The sequence below is a fragment of the Desulfomicrobium macestii genome, assembly GCF_014873765.1.
Lineage (GTDB): Bacteria > Desulfobacterota > Desulfovibrionia > Desulfovibrionales > Desulfomicrobiaceae > Desulfomicrobium > Desulfomicrobium macestii.
Genome location: NZ_JADBGG010000007.1, coordinates 44591 through 62670, shown reverse-complemented (window position 1 = coordinate 62670; position 18080 = coordinate 44591). Strand labels below are relative to the sequence as shown.

The following is an 18080-nucleotide window of genomic DNA, read 5'->3' as shown; positions in this document are numbered from 1 at the left end:
CGCCGCTAGCCGAACAGGGCCGAGAGCCAGTCCGGAATGCGGACAGGCCTGCCCTGGGCGTTGATCACCGCATGCTGGGTCGAGCCACGGGTCAGGACCGCGCTCTGGTCCGCATTGGTGATTTCATAGACAAAGTTCAGGCTGGCCCGTGACTGACCGGCCAGACCGGTGCGGATGTGGATGATCTCGTCGTAGCGGGCGGGAGCGAGATAACGGCACGTGGCGTCGCGTACCGGCAGGAAGATGCCGCGTTCCTCCACGGTTGCGTAGCTGAAACCAAGGCCCCGGATCAGTTCTCCCCGGCCGCGCTCGAAGAGATGCAGATAATTGGCGTAATAGACCACGCCCATGGCGTCGGTTTCACCGTAAGAGACGCGGTGGGCGAGCCAGCACGAAGGCTGTGGAAAATCAGCCTTCATGCGCCGGGTTCCAGGCAGAAGTTCAGCAGATCGCGGCCTTCCTTCAGAAAAAGGCCCGCGCCCTGCGCCGTGTCCTCATTGAAGACGGCGGGTCCGTCGGTCCTTGGCGTCTGTGTCCTGTAGACCAGGAAGGGCACGGCATCCTCGGTGTGCGTCCGGCGGACGACGGGGGTGAAATGATCGCAGGTGACCACGATGGTCGCGTCCTCATGCGCAAGGGCGGCCAGAATTGGAGCCACGATGCGCTGGTCGAAAAGCTCGATGGCGCGTTTTTTCAGTTCCGCGTCGCCCATGTGTCCGCACTCGTCCGGGGCCTCGACGTGCAGATAGACAAAGTCGCCGTGCTTCAGAAAATTCAGTGCAGCCTCGACCTTGCCTTCGTAATTGGTGTCGATGAGGCCGTTTGCGCCCTCGACCTCAAGAACATCCATGCCTGCGGCCCGTCCAAGTCCCTTGACCAGATCCACGGCCGAGACCACCGCCCCGCGCAGGCCGAAGCGGTCGGCAAAGGCGGGCAGGGTCAGCGGGCGTCCCTGTCCCCATGGCCAGATCGATGTGGCTTGGGAGGTTGTTTCGGCGCGCAGATATTCGTGAGTCGAGCGCATGAATTCAAGCATTTCCGGGAAGGATGCGTACGCATCAAGGTCCTGGGCGATGTTCTGGTCCAGGATGTCGTGTGGCGGACGAATGGCCAGATCCGCCGCACTTGTCAGCGCACCGCCCCGTTGCACCAGAAGATGGCGGTACTGGATGCCCTGCACCGGCTGGAAAGGGCCGCCTTCGGCCATTGTCGCCAGTCGGGCCACAAGGGGGGCGGCTGTGGCGGTGTCTATATGGCCGGAGGAATAGTCCTCCATCACGCCATCGCCTGCGAGTTCAGTCAGGCGAACCAGGTTCATGCGCCAGACCAGGTCGTTTGGGTCAAGGGTCAGCCCCTGGGCGGCGGCTTCGATGGGCCCGCGTCCGGTGTGATGCGTTCGCGGGTCGTAGCCCAGCAGGCTCATGTTGGCCACGTCGGAGCCGGGCGGCATACCCTGGGGAACGGTCTGGCAGAGGCCGCAGCGGGATTTGGGCGCAAGAAGGTCGAGCGTCGGGGTGCTCGCGGCCTGCAGGGAGGTGCGCCCTCCCAGAATGTCGAGGGGCCAACCGGCCATGCCGTCGGCCACCAGAAAAACGGTTTTTGACATCAGATGATCCTGTAGTGCACCGGCGGGTCGAGCACGAAGCTGAATTTCTTGATGGTGTCCAGGGCCGCGGTCACATTCTGCATCTGCGCCGAATGGCTGATGAACACTATCGGAACGCCGTCGTTGGGCGCGTACTGGCGCTGCACGACCTGGGCGATGCTGATGTTGTACTCGCCCATGACCCCGGCGATGGAGGCCATGACACCGGGACGATCGACCACCGTGAAGCGGAAATAGTGGCGGAACACGGTCAGTTCGGGGGCCAGAATCTGCGCCTGGGGCAGCCTGGTCTCCAGGAAGCCCGTGTTGTTGGGTACGCAGTTGGTGCGGGCCAGGGCCAGAATGTCGGCCAGGACCGCGCTGCCCGTGGGCAGATCGCCCGCGCCCTGTCCATAGAGCATGACCGGTCCCACGGCGTTGCCTTCGAGCAGGATGGAATTGAAGGGGCCGTCGACCTTGGCCAGGATGTGGTCCTGGCGCAGCAGGGCCGGGTAGACACCGGCGTGCAGCATGCCGGACTTGTCGCGGACCTGGGCCAGGAGTTTTAAGCGGTAGCCGAATTCCTTGGCCAGGATGATGTCGAACTGCTCGACTTTGGAGATGCCTTCCACCGTGAGCTTGCTCATGGGGTAGTCCTGGCCGTACGCCAGCCGGATGAGGATGACCAGCTTGTGGGCCGCGTCGATGCCTTCGATGTCCAGGGTCGGATCGGCCTCGGCGTAGCCCTTGGCCTGCGCCTTGCCCAGGACCGTGGCGAAGTCCTCTCCCTTCTCGGACATTTCGGACATGATGAAGTTGGCCGTGCCGTTCAGTATGCCGGTCAGTGCCTTGATGCGGTTCCCGGCCAGGCTCTCCTTGAGGGTCTGGATGATGGGAATGCCGCCCGCGACGCTGGCCTCGTAATAGAGGCCGAGGTTTTTGGCGGCAGCCAGCTCGAAAAGTTCCGGGCCGTGTTCGGCCAGAAGCGCCTTGTTGGCCGTGACCACGGATTTGCCGCTGCCGAGGGCGCGGGTGATCAGGGTGCGCGGAAATTCGATGCCACCGGCCAGCTCGACGATGATGTCGATTTCGGGATCGTTTATCAGATCGTCCATGCTGGTCGTGAAGGTCGTGTCCGGGGATGGGATGACGTTTCTGGCTTTGTCCAGATCGCGGACCATGATGGTTTTGACCTTCAGGGTTTTGCCAAGTCTGCGTTCGATCCAGTCGTTGTTTTCCTGGATGATCTTTATGAGCCCGGAACCAACGGTGCCAAGGCCGGCCAAGCCGAGATGGATGACAGAGTCTTTCAAGGAATTCCTCCACGCCGCAGCATTGAGAAAAAGATTGTGGAGCCAAAAAAAGCTATTTGCCGCATCCTTCACGCGCTGTCAAAATGACAAAGGTGCGAAGTCGGGTCATTTTTTGTTGACGCCCCATGTGCTTTTGGATAACTAGCCACTTCTTCAACGGACGGAGAGGTGGCCGAGCTAGGCTGAAGGCGCTCGCCTGCTAAGCGAGTATAGGGGCTTAAACCTCTATCGAGGGTTCAAATCCCTCCCTCTCCGCCATCCCCTGGAGGGTTGGCAGAGCTGGTTGATTGCACCGGTCTTGAAAACCGGCATGCCTTTGCGGGCATCTGGGGTTCGAATCCCTAACCCTCCGCCATTTGCACTTGTTCCGCTGGAATCCCAATGATTTCGGCGGTTTTTTATTTGGTTTCTCGTCCAAATTGATAAATTGATAAAAGGTTCGGCTTTGCAGCCGGGCCTTTTCCTGTTTCTGGGGTGAAAATTCGGTGAGTCCGTTTTGGCCGATGCTGGACAAGGCGCTTGATACGCGCATTTTTTGGTGTCCGTCTTTTTTTGTCGGCCGGTCTGCGAGTTTCGGGTTTTGGCGCGCGGGGTGCGATCCTGGATGGCATTGTTTTCCGGTTGCGCTTGCTATACTCCAAAAATCTCTCAATCTTAGACGACAAGGAAGGCAATATTATGGATGTGACCCGGACGAAGATTCCAGGAGTGCTGCTTTTTGAGCCCAAGGTTTTTGGCGATCATCGAGGATTTTTTTGCGAAACCTACAGCCGCCGCCAGTTTGCCGCGCACGGGCTGGATGTCGACTTCGTGCAGGACAACGAGGCTTTTTCCGCTCAGGCCGGGGTGTTGCGCGGACTGCACTTCCAGGCTCCGCCCATGACCCAGGCAAAGCTGGTTCGGGTGGGGCGGGGCGCCGTCTATGACGTGGTGGTCGATATGCGCAAGGGCTCGCCGACCTTTGGCCAATGGCAGGGGTTCACTCTCAGCGCAGCCAATTTTCTGCAGCTGTTCATTCCGGCGGGGTTCGCCCACGGGTACATGACCCTGGAGGCAGACACGCAATTTCTTTACAAGGTCGACCAGTTTTACTCGCCCGTGCATGACGGCGGGATCTCGTGTCTGGACCCGGATCTGGGCATTGACTGGCCCGGTCTTGCGCCGATCATGTCGGACAAGGATCTGCGATTGCCGCGTTTTGCGGATTTTGATTCTCCGTTCTCCATGTAGGGCGCTGAGCGATTGCCGAGCGGATTGGTATGGTAATACCCGCGCCGGCCGTGAATTTTCATGTATTGCGAGGGGGTTAGCTTGCGATGGAAGATCGTGATTTTTTTCATTATCTCTTGACACAGGATGACCCTCTTGAATACAGGTTGGCAATTATTCCGTGTCTGTTTTTTTCAAATTTCATCTCAACGCGGTAGGAGGAGAGGACTGTGGCAAAATGCAAAAGCTGCGTGGTGTTGCCATTCCTGGTCGGTTTGGTGGCATCGATCGTGCTTGGTTGGTGGGGCTTTCCCAAAGTCCTGTACAGTCAGAAGACCCAACCCATCCGGTTCGATCACGTCGTGCATGTGGAAGATCAGGCCATGGCATGTGAAGATTGTCATGCGTTTCGGGATGATGGCTCTTACGCCGGCATGCCCACCAACGCGAACTGTGTCGGATGCCATGAGGATGTTCAGGGGGAAGATCCTGATGAAGCTCGCTACGTGGCCGAGTATGTGCAGCAGGAAAAGGAAGTTGAATGGCTTGGTTATCAGAAACAGCCGGACAATGTGTACTTCTCTCACATCGCGCACAAGGAACTTGACTGCACATCATGTCATCCGGACGTGGCCAACATGAGCACCCCGCCTGTCTATTATGAAAACAGGCTTTCGGGCTACAGCAAGGACACCATGAAGATGTGGCAATGCGAAGAGTGCCATGCCCAAAGTGGCGCCAGCAACGCCTGTTTTGTCTGCCACAAATAAGAGAGGAGTGGATTTACGATGGGACTCGACAGAAGAAGCTTTATTTCTTTGGTGGCTGGCGGTGTAGCGGGCAGCCTCTTCACTCCCGTAATATGGAAAACCCTGGATGACGTGTCCATCTGGACACAGAACTGGCCCTGGATTCCGCGGCTGCAGTATGGCGAGGAACTGACGTTTCCCGCGCTGTGCAAGCTGGGCTCGGACGCCTACGGCGTCAAGGTCAAGACCGTGGGCGGAAGGCCCGTCACGGCCGAAGGCAATCCGGATCATCCGTTGAGCCTCGGCGGCATCTGCCCTCTGGGCGCGGCCAGCGTGCATCTTCTTTACAGCCCTTCCCGGGTCAAGAACCCCAAGCTCAAGGACGGCTCTTCCTTCAAGGACATCACTTGGGCCGAAGCCGAAGAACTGCTTGCCGGGAAGATCAGGGAAGCTGGATCGAACGTGGCCATGATCAGCGGTGACGAGACCGGTTCCGTGACGGATGTGCTGTCCGGTTTGGTCGGCAAGGCCGGTTCGGATAAATCTTTTTTCATGCCCGGCGAGAGCGCCCCGGCGGCAGCGGCCCTGGCCATGCTCGGTGGTGACGGCCAGGTCGGCTACGACATCGAAAACGCGAATTACGTGCTTCTGCTCGGCGCCGACGCGCTGGGTTCCTGGGGCAATGTGGCCCGCAACGGCAAGGCATTTTCCGCCAGTCGCGAAAAGGGCGTCAAATTCGTGTACGTCGGGCCTGCCCAGAACGGCACCTCCGCCGTGGCCGACAGCTGGGTTCCCTGCAATACAGGCACCGAGCCGGTCCTGGCGCTGGGAATTGCGGCTGTCATAGCCGGCACGAGCCGTGACCGTTCGTCCTGGCCCGGTTTTGCCTCTTTCGCAAAATTTGTGCAGACGGCCTATCCGCTGGATAAGGTGGCCGAAATCACCGGTGTCAAGGCGGCGGTCATCACTGGCTTGGCTCAGGAACTGGTCCGGGCCGGACGGCCGCTGGTTCTGACGGCCGCCGAGGCCGGACAGGGCCTCGGTGCGTTCGAGCTTGCCGCCGGGATGAGCCTGAACATGCTTTTGCAGCGCGTCAACGCGGTCGGCGGCGTTCGGATTTTGCCCTGGGCCCCCAAGGTGGTCGAGGCTGCCGCGGACAGAAAGACAATGTTCGCCAATGATCTTGTCGCATACCTGAGCTCCGTGGCCGACGGCGGCGCCGAAGCTCCCGCGCTGCTCATGGTCTATGGCGCCAACCCAGCCTACGCCCTGCCGAATCTGACCAAGGCGCAGGCCGCCATGGACAAGGCCGGCTTCGTGGTTTCCTTCAGTTCGTTCATGGATGAAACGGCGGCCATGGCCGACCTGATCATGCCTGACAGCTACGCCTTTGAACGCCTTGACGACGCCTATTCCCCGTATGGTTCGGGCCAGCCCAACTATACCGTGGTAGCACCTGTCATCAAGCCGGTTTTTGACACCAGACCCGCCGGCGACGTTCTCCTGGTCGTGGCCGCCAAGGCCGAGCTGGACCTGGGCTTCGAGTCTTTTGAAGACGTGGTCAAGGCCAAGGCCGAAGCGCTGGGCGCGGACTTCGACGAGATGGTCGAGGGCGCGGCCTGGGTTTCGGAAGAGTTTCCGGCTCAGGACCTGGCGTTGTGGACGACTCCTCTGCAGGAACTGGCCGTTGCGGCCAAGGACGGCAAGAGCCTGGCCCTCGCTCCTGTGCAGCGGCTCAAGATTGGCAGCGCCAAGATAGCCATTCCTCCTTTCAACACCAATGCCATCCGCTTTGACGAAATGCTCGGCAACGACATGTACGTACTGCTCAACGCGGCCACGGCGAAGAACCTTGGGTTGAAAAAGGACGATGCCGTCAAAATCGCCAGTTCCGGCGGGGAATGCAAAGCCCGTGTGCGCATTTTTGAAGGCGTGATGAATGATACCGTCGTGGCCCCCCTGGGTCTTGGCCATACCGCCTGGGACGCTTTTTCCAGAGACAAGGGAGATAACGTTTACAAACTGCTGGCTGCCGATACCGAAGCAGAGTCCGGGCTGTCCCGGTTCGCAACGGTGCGTGTCACTGTCAGCAAGGCGTAGCACTTCCTTTGGGCACCTGGAGAAAATAAGAGGATATTCACAATGCAAGCAAAAGAATTCAAAGTAAAATGGGGCATGCTTGTCGACCTTGACAAGTGTACCGGGTGCGGTGCCTGCACCGTGGCCTGCCGGGCGGAAAACAACCTTCCCCCCGAGGCCGACGCAGCCAACAAACTGCGCACCAACGACTGGATGAACATATACGAACTGTCCAACGAGAAGCCTTTCCCCGACCATGAGGTCGCCTATCTGCCTCGGCCATGCATGCAGTGCGGTCATCCGTCCTGCTCCACGGTCTGCCCGGTAGTGGCCACCCTCAAGGACGAGGAAGGCGGCATCGTCAGCCAGGTCTATCCCCGCTGTATCGGTTGCCGGTACTGCATGGCGGCCTGTCCTTACCATGCACGTTATTTCAACTGGTTCGATCCAATCTGGCCCGAAGGCATGGAAAAGGTCCTGACTCCTTATGCTTCGGCCCGTCCGCGCGGCGTTGTCGAGAAGTGCACGTTCTGTCACCATCGATTCATGGCTGCCAAGGAGCAGGCTCGCATGAACGGCGAGGATCCGACGGAATTGGCCGAGGACGCATACATCCCCGCCTGTGCCGAGATTTGCCCGACGGGTGCGATCAAATTCGGGAATCTGAAGAATCCCGAGCATGAAGTCAGCAAGCTGGCCGCAAGCAAGTACGCTTTCCGCCTGCTGGAGAAACTCGGCACCGATCCGCAGGTCTATTATTATTCCAAGCGTGAGTGGGTGAGGAAGCTCGGGGACAATTACCTGAAGAATGCCAAGGGGGGCGAACATGTCTGATAGAGCGTACTGGCCCGAAGGGGTGGAGCGTTGTTCTGTTGGGAAGTTCCTGGCCTGGTTGGGCGTGATCAGCATCTTCCTCGCGTGGGGAGGGTACGGCGCGTTCAAGGTCCTGGGAACCGGTATCGGCGTGACGGGCCTGGACAACTATTTCGGGTTCGGCCTGTGGATCACCTTTGACTTGGCGGTCATCGCCCTGGGCGCCGGAGCCTTTTTCTCCGGATTTCTGCGGTATATCGTCCGTATCGACGAACTCAAGAACGTCATCAACCTGGCTGTCATCGTCGGATTCCTTTGCTACTCCGGCGCCATGCTGATTCTGGTGCTCGACATCGGCCAGCCGCTCAGGGCCTGGTTTGGCTACTGGCATCCCAACGTTCACTCCATGCTGACGGAAGTCATCTTCTGCATCACCTGCTACTGCACGGTGCTGATCATCGAATATGTGCCGATCGTCCTGGAAAACCGCAAGATCAACCAGAACAGGTTCTGTCATCATCTTGCTCACAACTTCCATGTCTACATGCCGCTTTTCGCCGGCATCGGCACTTTCCTGTCCTTCTTCCACCAGGGTTCCCTGGGCGGCATGTACGGCGTGCTCTTCGGCCGTCCGTTCGTGTTCCGTGAAGGCTTCTTCATCTGGCCCTGGACCTTCTTCCTGTTCATCTCTTCGGCCATCGCCGCCGGACCCGGCTTCACCATGCTGTGTGCCGCGATGATGGAAGGCATCACCGGGCGCAAGCTTGTCAGCTATGACACCAAGAAGCTCCTCGGCAAGATCTCCGGTCTGCTTCTGTGCGTCTACATCTTCTTCAAGATCATCGACACCTACGCTTGGGCCAAGGGCATCCTGCCCGGCATGGGTCTGACCTTTGACGAGATGTTCAGCAGCGAGCACGGGTACGGCAAGATCTTGCTGTGGCTCGAACTCTTCTGGTTCGGCGTGATTCCGGCCGCGTTGCTGGTCACTCCTGCAGTGCGCAATCGTCCGTGGCTCATGTACAGCGCTGTCGTCATGGCCGCCATCGGCGTCACCATCAACCGTTTCGTCTTCACGGTTCAGGCCCTGGCCATCCCGGTCATGCCTTTCGACCGTTGGACCACGTACGTACCCAACTGGGCAGAATGGTCCACCTCGCTCATGATCGTCGCCTACGGATTCCTGGTCATGAGTATCTCCTACCGCTATCTGCCGATCTTCCCGCAGGAAGTGAAGCTCAATAAGTAGAGATGGTTGTCACAAGAAAAAGGCCCTTCGGGGCCTTTTTTTTTGGGGGATGACAAATGCTTGGCATCTGTGTTCATTACCTGTGTGCTGTCGAAATTTGATGGACCGGACATGAGGCGGCAGCCTCAAGGAGTTGTCATGAAGGATGCGGAAAACGGGCGCCAGGTCGCCATCGATGTTGCCAGGGCGCTTGGACTCTTGCTTGTCTATTACGGACACTTCGTCGAACAGATCATGTATCTGAAGAATCCTGCCGCCGCCGTGCATTACAAGTGGATCTATTCGTTCCACATGATTCTCTTTTTTGTCCTTTCAGGGTGGGTTAAGGGCGCGCGGCCAAGTGTTCCGCCCATTCGGAAATTCGTGCAAACGACCTTGGCCGGGAGGATCGCGCCTTACCTTTTTTTCAGCATCACGCTGGCGGCCTTGTCGCTGGTGTTCTCGGGCTGGTTCCCCATGCTCGATCTCTCCGGCGTGCTTGGTTACTTCAAGGCCGCCGTGTCCACGGCCCTGGGCTTCCCCCTCTTCAACATCCCACTGTGGTTCGTGGCTTGTCTGGTCAGCGTGGAGTGCCTGCATCGCCTTTTACAGCCGTATCTGGATTCTCCCTCGCGGATCATGGCGGTTGCCCTTGTCTGTTATGTCGGCGGTTTCGCCCTCAATGAGCAGTATTTCTTTTTCGGCCAGAACTTGAGCTTCTGGCTCATGCATGAAGTCCCCGTGGTGTATGCGTTCTATCTCGTGGGTGTGCTGCTTGGCAGGAGTGGACTTCCGGGTCGCGTTTCGGTGGGTGCGGCAGCGGCGATTTTCGTGGTGGCGCTGGCTGCGGTTCATTTCACCTATGACCTCAACCAAGGCCCGTTCAGGTACCTGCAGGCCGTGATCATCCTGCTTTCGGGGCATGGGCATTTCCTGTGGTTTCCTTTCACCGCCTTGGCCGGAACCGCCATGATCATGGCGTTGGGGCGTGTGCTGCACAACGTCTCCCTGCTCACTTTTTTTGGGCGCAATGCCATCATATTGCTCGGTTTGAACGGGGTGTTCTATCATTTTGTCAATCCTCCCGTTGCCGCGTGGAGCGTTGCCAATCTTCCTCCGGATGGCTGGAGCGTATTTCTAGTGAGTGTCCTGGTGACGCTCGTGAGCTTTGGACTCAGCCTTCCGATCATTCACGCACTCAACCATGCCTTGCCTCAGCTGGTGGGCAAGCCTCGTACGGCGGGTCGTTTCTTTGGCCCTCTGATCAGGGAGTAGCGGCTCGTGCTCTTGCGTGGCAGGACGGGGAACGGCCATGGGCAGGACAGCGAGGATGGACTGCGGCGCACGCTGCTGACCCTCAACGTCTTCGCGGCGCTGAAGATGACCCTTTTCCCCATGGCCATCATCACCCTGTTCTGGAAGGACGAGATCGGTCTGACCCTGACCGAGATCCTGACTCTTCAGGTGTTTTTCTCGCTGGCCAGCGTGATCATGGAATATCCGTCCGGATACGTCAGCGACCGCCTGGGCTATCGGTGGGCGCTTATCACGGCCTGCGTTTTCGGCATTGTCGGGTGGGGCTGGTATCTGGTCGCGGCGACCTTCTGGGGAGTGCTTGTCGCCGAGTTGCTGCTGGGCGTCTCCTACGCCTTCATCAGCGGATCGGATACGGCGCTGCTTTTCGAGACCTTGCGCGCCAAGGACCGGGTGGACCTCTACACCCGCTGCGACGGGCGCATGGTCGGATGGGCCCAAGGGGGAGAGGCCGCGGGCGCGCTCTTTGCCGGACTCATGTACGCGCACTGGCCGCTGTTGCCCTTCGTCGCCCAGATCGGGATCTGGACCCTGGCCCTGGGTTTGTGCCTGACCTTGAAAGAGCCCAAGGCGGAAAGCGGCGGGCCGGTGGTATCGCATCTGGCCGAAGCTTTGGGCGTTTGCAGATTCGCCTTTCGGGAAAGCTCGGCCATCCGGGCGACCATCATGAACGGCATGCTTCTGGGGCTGGCTTCCTTCTACATGGTTTGGCTCATTCAGCCCTATATGCAGGAATGCCTGGTTCCCGTGACATGGTTCGGTCCGGCCTGGGCCGGGGCCAATCTGGTTGTGGCCCTGGCTGCCGCAAACAGCCATCGGGTCGAGGGCAAGCTGGGCGCGGGCGGCATGCAGACGCTCTTTTTCGTGCTGATCGTCGTGGCGTATCTTGGACTTGGAACCGTCACGGCCGTGGGAGGTTTTTTGTTCTATTATCTGCTTACGGCCATGCGAGGGCTGCAAGGGCCGCTCATGCGCTCGCGGTTGCAGGCCTTGAGCAGCCGGGCGAACAGGGCCAGCATTCTGTCGTTGCACAGCCTGGCCTTTCGAACGGGGTTCGTGGCCACCGGCCCGCTGGTAGGTTTGCTTGCCGACAGCTTCGGTCTGTCAACGACCTTCCTTGTACTGGCCGTATTTTTTTCGCTGGCTCTTCCCGTGGCAGGGCTGAATTTTTTACGCCATAACCGCTCGCATTCATTGACCTGAATTCTTCTTCCACACGGTAAAGACGCCCCTGTGGAAAAGGTTTTGGTTGATCCCGATGTCTCGATGTCCTAATACTCGACCTGTTCTGCGAAACTACTTCAGGAGCAAGGGAACCCGGTGCGAGTCCGGGGCGGTCCCGCCACTGTAATCCCGATTTCGCGCGTTAAAGGCTGATCCCGCAAAGGGAGACGCCGCGTGCGGGGGCAAGCCAGAAAACCTGCCTGAAGCAATTCTCTTAACCCTCTGCACGCGGATGCAGGGCGTTGAGTTGTTCAGAAAAACGTCATCACAACTTCGAGCGAACATGACTGACACGATTCCTTCATGGGAACGCGTGCGCGGCATGGTGCCGGTGAGTCTTTGCGACTGGCCGGGCAAAATCACGTGCGTGCTTTTTGCCGGCGGCTGCAATTTGCGCTGCCCGACCTGCCACAACGCATCCCTGGCCTGGAAATGGGCCTTGTTGCCGAGTCTCGACCGGGACATTGTCCTGTCTGACCTGCGCCGCCGCAAGCGCTGGCTGGACGGGATCACCCTGTCCGGTGGAGAGCCGACCTGCCTGGCGGATCTGGACGGGCTGCTTGAGGATCTTTCCTCGACCGGCCTGCCGGTAAAGCTTGATTCCAACGGCTCCGCGCCGGATGTCCTGGAGCGCGTGCTGGCAGCGGGGCTTGTCCAGGCCGTGGCCGTTGACGTCAAGGGACCCTGGTCGATGTATCCGGAGCTGACCGGGCAGGCTCTGGCGACCGATACGGCCCGCGACGCGCTGGAAGAGGTTTTTGGCCTGGCCCGCGCGTATCCCGGACGCGTCTATTTTCGCTGTACCAAGGTCCCGAGCCTGACCCCCGAAGATCTGGAGACGACCCGGGCCCAGATGCCGCAAGGCCTGTCCTTGCATTTTCAGGAATTTGTGCCGCCTCGAAGCGATGATGATTTTTCCTGATTCTCAATTCGACCGAACTTTATTGGAGTATTCATGCCTCAGCAGATTGTGAAACGTGATGGCCGTGTTGAATCCTGGTCCGTGGACCGGATAGCCCTGGCAATTTTGAAATCCCTCAACGCCAGCGGCATCAAGGATCCCATCCTGGCCAAGCGTCTGGCCGGAAAGGTCGAGTCCAAACTCGAAGCCGAGGTCATGCCCGAGCAGGAGCTGGTTCAGGACACCGTCGAGCAGGTGCTCATGGAGTCCAGGCTTTATCAGGTCGCAAGGCGCTACATCGTGTACCGCGAAAAGCGTCGCACGATCCGCAGCCAGACCGAAACCTTCCTGGACGTGACCGAGACCATCGACAGCTATCTGGACAAGTCTGACTGGCGTGTCAGCGAGAACGCCAACATGGCTCATTCCTTTCAGGGCCTGATGCTGCATCTGTCCGGCTCCGTTCAGGCCCGCTATTCCCTTGAGAAATATCCCGAGGAAGTCCGGCAGGCCCATGAGCACGGCTATTTTCACATCCATGATCTTTCTTTTGGCCTGGCCGGGTATTGCGCCGGTTGGTCCCTGCGCGACCTCTTGCTTGAGGGGTTCAATCTCGAAGGGCGCTGCTCGTCCGGCCCGCCCAAGCATTTTGACGCGGCCCTTGGACAGATGGTCAATTTTCTGGGCACGCTGCAGAACGAATGGGCCGGTGCGCAGGCCTTCAACAACGTGGACACCTATCTGGCCCCGCTCGTCCGCCATGACAATCTGACCTACGAAGAGGTCAAGCAGGCCATGCAGAAGTTCGTGTTCAACCTGAATACGACCTCGCGCTGGGGCGGGCAGAGCCCGTTCACCAACCTGACCTTCGACCTGGCCCCGCCCACGCACATCGCCTCGGAGGCCGTCATCATCGGGGGCAAGCTTCAGGACAGCACCTACGGCGAATACGCGGCCGAGATGGAGATGATCAATCGGGCCTTCCTTGAAGTCATGTTGGTCGGCGATTATCACGGGCGGATTTTTTCCTTCCCCATCCCAACCTACAACATCACCCCGGACTTTCCCTGGGAGACGGAGGTTGGCGAGCTGTTGCTGAAGCTCACGGCCAAGTACGGCGTCCCGTATTTTCAGAACTTCATCAACTCCGACCTGAAGCCCGAGGACGTCCGTTCCATGTGCTGCCGTCTGCAGATGGACCTGCGCGAGCTGCGCAAGCGCACCGGCGGCCTTTTTGGCGCGGGGGATCTGACGGGATCCATCGGTGTCGTAACGCTCAATCTGCCCAAGCTGGCCTATCTGGCCCAGGGCGAGGAAGACTTTCTGGACCTGGTGGGCGAATATGCCTCCCTGGCCAAGGATTCCCTTGAGTTCAAGCGCAAGATGGTCACCGACAACATGGACAAGGGCATGTTCCCCTTTTCCAGCCGCTATCTCAAAAACGGCTTCCGCAGCCATTTCAGCACCATCGGCATTCTGGGTGGGCACGAAGCCTGCCTGAATCTGCTCGGCAAGGGCATCGATACCGAGGCCGGGACGCGACTCATGGTCCGGACCCTTGAACATCTGCGCGAGATCACGGTGCGCTTTCAGGAGGAGACGGGCAGCCTCTACAACCTTGAAGCCACTCCGGCGGAAGGGACCAGCTACCGTTTGGCCAAGATCGACAAGAAGCTTTATGCGGACATCCAGGCCTCCGGAAACGGGGTGCCCTACTATACCAACTCGACCCTGCTTCCCGTTGGGCACACCACGGATATCTTTTCCGCCCTGGAGCACCAGAACCGGCTGCAGCCCATGTACACCGGCGGCACCGTTTTCCATAGCTTCCTCGGTGAATCCGTGCCGGACACGCAGGCCCTGAAGAGTTTTTTGGTGCGCGCCCTGACCGAGACCAAGATTCCCTACGTGTCCATCACGCCGACCTTTTCGATCTGCAAGGATCACGGCTATCTGACAGGCGAGCAGATCACCTGCCCGCACTGCGGCCAGGAAACGGAAGTGTATACCCGCGTGGTGGGCTACTACCGTCCGGTCAAGATGTGGAATCGCGGGAAACAGGCGGAATACAAGGATCGAGTGGAATACTCCCAGGCCTCCTGCTTCGGGCAATAGGGGGGAGGGCTTTTAACGCCAAAACGGCCGGACTGCGATGCAATCCGGCCGTTTTTTTGCGACTTCAGGCGTGGGTGGGCTTATTTTCCGAGCGCCGATCTGCGCAGCCCGTTCAGGACGCCGAGCGCCGAGCGCAGGCCGCCGGCCAGGCTCATGATCGCGGTGGAGATGATCGGTTTCGGGCGCTGGATTTTCTGGGAATGCAAAAACAATGTGATTTCACGCATGGCGTACCTCTATATTCGGAAATATGGTAAATTTTACGAACTTCGTTTTGAAACGAAAGCTAGCTAGGCGCGAAAAGTCTGTTCGTCAAGGAAAATGCTGACGATTATTTTTTCGACAGGGCCTGGTGGAGGGGCTGGCGCGGGGTCAGGAAGCGGGCAGCAGGGCGGCCTGGGTGGCCGAATCCCATTCGGCAGTGGCCGGCATGGCCAGGGAGGCGCGGAAGCGTGTCAGGGCGGCCTTGGATCTTTTGCCCCAGATGCCGTCGACTTTGCCTTTGTAGAGCCCCTGGGCGGCCAGGGCATGTTGTACGCGCTTGGCGTCGGCCTTAACCTTGAGGTCCAGGAGCACGGCGGGCAGGGTCAAAGCGGCGGGCGTGGGCTCGACTGCCGCAAGCAGGCTTCGGATTTCCTCCGACAAACGCAAGCGGCAACTGGCGGTGGCGAGAACGGCGTGATCCGTGGGCTGGACCAGGCGTGCGGAGATGCGCAAGCCTCCATCGGCCATGGCATAGGTGCCGGTCAGCATGGTGTGCAGTCCGGCCGTGGCTCCGGCCTGATCGGGTTCCGCGGAAAGGGCCGTCTCGCCCTGTTCCTTCAGCGAATAGGGCGAAGGCATGAACACGCGGGTGTCCGCCAAACGGTATCCGTGGAGGGTGAGCGCGTTGCCCAGTTCTTCGGCCAGAATCCGGCCCAAGGGGGAAGTACTCTTGACGTCATGCAGGTCGGCGAAGGGGGCGGTCATGATCAGCCCGGAGCGGTCCAGCCTGACCTGCAGGTTGGAGACCAGCTCCGCGGCCAGGGAGTCGCAGAGCATGTCGATGCGCGACGCTCCGCACTGCGCATGTCCTGAAATGGGGAAGACGCACAGGAGAAGGGCCAGGAAGATTGCCGGGCGGATCATCAGTTCACCAGTGAGTAACGTTTGAGTTCCACGCCGCCCTGCGGCGTCTGCGGCTGGTAGTGGGCCCAGTCGGGGCTGCTGACGTAGAAAATGCTCGAGTCGCGGTACAGATAGGCGCCCTGATGGACCAGGGCCGAATTGATCTGGACTTCCGAGTCCGGAGTAGGTGCGTCAAAATAACCGCTTTCCTCCCCGATTTCCGGTACGGGCACGTAGTGCCCGGCACTGTTTTTGGCCTGTCTGAAGCCCGGCTCCGGAGCACGCCGCAAGCCCTTGGACGTTTTATCGAGGACTCGTCGGTGCGTGACGAGGCCCAGATTGGCCTCTAGCACGGCGGCTCCTTCCGGGGCAAAAGCCACCGGGACGCCGTAGTCAATGAGGTGGGTCAGCAGCGCTTCCCTGTAGGCCTTGGCGAAGGGCGTCGTGCCAAGAGGCGCGACATACACGCGTACATCTTGCTCGGGAAAGAAGTGATCAAGAGCTTTGCCGCAGTTTCGCGCTACCTTGTCGGCCAGCAGGTCCCAATGGGCCATGGCCTGCATCTTGGGCTGGGTGCTGAGCAGGTAGCCGCTTGAAATGGGCGCCTGAGCCGTGACCAGCTGGGAGGATTGGTCGGAATTGACGCTGACCGAAGAGCAGCCGGTCACGAGGCCAAGTGTTATCAGTGTGAGCAGGGCTGCGATGCGCATGGCGTGGTCCTTGATTTTGGTTCTTTCCATGATCAGATTATCGGCCGCAGTCTGGAAAACTTAAGGCCGTTTGAGGAAATGTTGGCACGCGGCATGCTTTGCATTCGGCAGTCGGCATTTTTCTCCGGAGGATCGGCAATGTCCAAGCTCTATGTCCTGCTTTTTTGCGTTTTCATCGGCGGCTGCGTGCAACTGCCCCCCTTTTACGAGGTGGGTTCGCGTACCAGGACGCCGCCGCTCATCCCCTTGTCCTACAAGGCGGGCGATCACCTTCACCGGCAGCTTTCCGGGAGCGGGGTCGCGGGGTATCCGATGCTTGCGGCGTCCTTTGTCGATTCCACCAATGTGGAAAACACCAATGATCTTGGGCGGCTTCTCTCGGAGCAGGTTTCGTCCCGGTTGAGCCAGCTCGGATATTCCGTGACGGAAGTCCAGCTGCGTTCCGACGAGTTGCGGGTGCTGCCCGAAGGCGGAGTGCTCGCGCTCTCCCGGGACTTGTCGCGGATCAACACCGATGTGCCCGCCTATTCAGTGCTGGTCGGAACCTATACGGTCATCGAACGCCAAATTTACGTCAACGCAAGAGTGCTGCGCACGGGCGACGGGGTGGCTCTGGCCTCTTCGGATTTCACCCTGCCGTATGTGCGTCCGAAAAAAAATGACGGAGGCGGGAGCGCGGCTCGGCCTTCCGTCAAAACCAGTCTCGATTGAAGAATAAGTAGGTCCTTCCTTCTTGTCCTGGTGTCATGTTTGACATATGGGAGTTCCGATATGTCGCTTTTCACTTAATAGGAGGAAGTATGAAGAAATTCCTGGTGTTGTTTGTTTTAATGGTCTTGCCGTGCGTGGGGCTTGCCCAAGACAAGGTGCTGAGCATGTCCACCACGACCAGCACGCAGTCTTCCGGCCTGCTTGATATCCTGCTTCCGGAGTTCAAGAAGGACACGGGAATCGAGGTCAAGGTCCTGGCCAAGGGGACGGGCGCGGCCATACGGGATGGCGTGGACGGAAATGTGGACGTGATTTTCGTGCATGATCCGGCCCGCGAGGAAAAATTCGTGGCCGATGGCTTCGGGACCAAGCGTTACTATGTCATGTACAACGACTTTTTGATCATCGGCCCCGAGGCGGACCCGGCTGGGGCCAAGAGTGGCGACGCGACTTTGGCCATGAAGAAGATTGCCATGTCGGAAGCAGTGTTCGTTTCCCGTGGCGATGACAGCGGCACCCACGCCAAGGAACAGGATCTTTGGAAATCCAGCGGCTTGGCCTTGAAGGAAGAGGATACCGTTTTCAAGTCCAAGACCAAGGAAGTGACCTTCAAGACCGTCCATCCGGAAGGGATGAAGAACTACATGTCCATAGGTCAGGGCATGGGCAAGACGCTTACCTTCGCCGAGGAGAAGCAAGGCTATACCATCACGGATCGCGGCACCTACGTTCAGTATAAATATGGCCGCCCCGAGGGCTTGCAGCTTGTGCCCATAAGTGAAGGCGACAAGACCCTCTTCAATCCGTACGGCGTTATCCCGGTCAATCCGGAAAAACACCCCCATGTCCGTTTCGACCTGGCCGACACCTTCGCCAAGTGGCTGGTGTCCGAACGCGGCCAGAAGGTCATTGGTGATTACAAACTCCTTGACAAGCAGCTCTTCTTTCCGGACGCAAAGTAGCTTCGAGCGGATGTGAAGAGTCGACCCCGAGCCGTTTTTTTGAGTCTCGGGGGTGCTCAA

The 18080-nt window shown here is 59.2% G+C and carries 17 protein-coding genes, 2 tRNA genes and 1 riboswitch; of the genes, 13 read left to right on the top strand and 6 right to left on the bottom strand.

Going from position 1 to position 18080, the window contains the following annotated elements; translation table 11 throughout:
- Positions 1-5 precede the first annotated feature (5 nt).
- Genes H4684_RS06325 through H4684_RS06315 form a run of 3 tightly spaced genes read right to left on the bottom strand, consistent with a single transcriptional unit; the run spans position 6 to position 2898 of the window.
- Positions 6-419: an acyl-CoA thioesterase gene (locus H4684_RS06325; protein ID WP_192623209.1), complete on the bottom strand. Its 414-nt coding sequence runs from the start codon at positions 417-419 to the stop codon at positions 6-8.
- The gene (locus tag H4684_RS06320; protein ID WP_192623208.1) at positions 416-1606 is read right to left on the bottom strand and encodes a cofactor-independent phosphoglycerate mutase; all 1191 of its coding nucleotides are present in this window, start codon (positions 1604-1606) and stop codon (positions 416-418) included. Before H4684_RS06320 ends, H4684_RS06325 begins: the two co-directional genes overlap by 4 nt.
- The gene (locus H4684_RS06315; RefSeq protein ID WP_192623207.1) at positions 1606-2898 is read right to left on the bottom strand and encodes a homoserine dehydrogenase; all 1293 of its coding nucleotides are present in this window, start codon (positions 2896-2898) and stop codon (positions 1606-1608) included. Before H4684_RS06315 ends, H4684_RS06320 begins: the two co-directional genes overlap by 1 nt.
- Before the next feature lie 162 nt (positions 2899-3060).
- Here H4684_RS06315 and H4684_RS06310 point away from each other — a divergent pair.
- The 11 genes from H4684_RS06310 to H4684_RS06260 all read left to right on the top strand — a co-directional run bounded on the left by H4684_RS06310 (position 3061) and on the right by H4684_RS06260 (position 14530).
- Positions 3061-3156, top strand: a tRNA-Ser gene (locus H4684_RS06310).
- A 6-nt stretch (positions 3157-3162) separates the two neighbouring features.
- Positions 3163-3253, top strand: a tRNA-Ser gene (locus H4684_RS06305).
- 323 nt (positions 3254-3576) lie between these two features.
- A complete protein-coding gene (gene rfbC, locus H4684_RS06300) occupies positions 3577-4128 on the top strand; it encodes a dTDP-4-dehydrorhamnose 3,5-epimerase (protein WP_192623206.1) in 552 nt (183 codons plus the stop codon).
- A gap of 209 nt (positions 4129-4337) precedes the next feature.
- On the top strand, positions 4338-4877 hold the full coding sequence (gene qrcA, locus H4684_RS06295) for a menaquinone reductase multiheme cytochrome c subunit QrcA (protein ID WP_092193327.1): 540 nt from the start codon (positions 4338-4340) through the stop codon (positions 4875-4877).
- Positions 4878-4895: 18 nt separating this feature from the next.
- A complete protein-coding gene (gene qrcB, locus H4684_RS06290; protein ID WP_192623205.1) occupies positions 4896-6956 on the top strand; it encodes a menaquinone reductase molybdopterin-binding-like subunit QrcB in 2061 nt (686 codons plus the stop codon).
- Positions 6957-6998: 42 nt separating this feature from the next.
- The gene (qrcC, locus tag H4684_RS06285; protein ID WP_092193331.1) at positions 6999-7769 is read left to right on the top strand and encodes a menaquinone reductase iron-sulfur cluster-binding subunit QrcC; all 771 of its coding nucleotides are present in this window, start codon (positions 6999-7001) and stop codon (positions 7767-7769) included.
- Entirely contained in the window at positions 7762-8997 is a 1236-nt protein-coding gene (gene qrcD, locus H4684_RS06280) for a menaquinone reductase integral membrane subunit QrcD (RefSeq protein WP_092193333.1), read from the top strand. Before qrcC ends, qrcD begins: the two co-directional genes overlap by 8 nt.
- Positions 8998-9135: 138 nt before the next feature.
- Positions 9136-10251: an acyltransferase family protein gene (locus H4684_RS06275; protein WP_192623204.1), complete on the top strand. Its 1116-nt coding sequence runs from the start codon at positions 9136-9138 to the stop codon at positions 10249-10251.
- A gap of 12 nt (positions 10252-10263) precedes the next feature.
- Positions 10264-11493 carry an MFS transporter gene (locus H4684_RS06270; protein ID WP_092193440.1) on the top strand — a complete coding sequence of 410 codons (1230 nt, stop codon included), beginning with the start codon at positions 10264-10266 and terminating at the stop codon, positions 11491-11493.
- 83 nt (positions 11494-11576) lie between these two features.
- Positions 11577-11732: riboswitch (cobalamin riboswitch) on the top strand.
- A 65-nt stretch (positions 11733-11797) separates the two neighbouring features.
- Entirely contained in the window at positions 11798-12436 is a 639-nt protein-coding gene (locus H4684_RS06265; protein WP_092193337.1) for an anaerobic ribonucleoside-triphosphate reductase activating protein, read from the top strand.
- A 33-nt stretch (positions 12437-12469) separates the two neighbouring features.
- Positions 12470-14530 (top strand): ribonucleoside triphosphate reductase, encoded by a 2061-nt coding sequence (locus tag H4684_RS06260; protein ID WP_192623203.1) that lies wholly within the window; start codon positions 12470-12472, stop codon positions 14528-14530.
- An 80-nt stretch (positions 14531-14610) separates the two neighbouring features.
- On the opposite strand, the gene H4684_RS06255 is transcribed toward H4684_RS06260, so the two are convergent.
- From H4684_RS06255 to H4684_RS06245, 3 genes are all read right to left on the bottom strand, one after another.
- Complete coding sequence (locus H4684_RS06255) at positions 14611-14757, bottom strand: hypothetical protein (RefSeq protein ID WP_153304614.1); 147 nt, start codon at positions 14755-14757, stop codon at positions 14611-14613.
- Between the two features lie 145 nt (positions 14758-14902).
- Positions 14903-15658: a FlgO family outer membrane protein gene (locus H4684_RS06250; RefSeq protein ID WP_192623202.1), complete on the bottom strand. Its 756-nt coding sequence runs from the start codon at positions 15656-15658 to the stop codon at positions 14903-14905.
- A complete protein-coding gene (locus H4684_RS06245; protein WP_192623201.1) occupies positions 15658-16377 on the bottom strand; it encodes a hypothetical protein in 720 nt (239 codons plus the stop codon). The genes H4684_RS06250 and H4684_RS06245 overlap by 1 nt, the downstream gene beginning before the upstream one ends.
- A gap of 108 nt (positions 16378-16485) precedes the next feature.
- On the opposite strand from H4684_RS06245, the gene H4684_RS06240 reads away from it, so the two are divergent.
- Together H4684_RS06240 and H4684_RS06235 are read left to right on the top strand one after the other, a co-directional pair.
- Entirely contained in the window at positions 16486-17058 is a 573-nt protein-coding gene (locus H4684_RS06240) for a FlgO family outer membrane protein (protein ID WP_192623200.1), read from the top strand.
- 89 nt (positions 17059-17147) lie between these two features.
- Positions 17148-18020 (top strand): substrate-binding domain-containing protein, encoded by an 873-nt coding sequence (locus tag H4684_RS06235; protein WP_092193347.1) that lies wholly within the window; start codon positions 17148-17150, stop codon positions 18018-18020.
- Positions 18021-18080 lie beyond the last annotated feature (60 nt).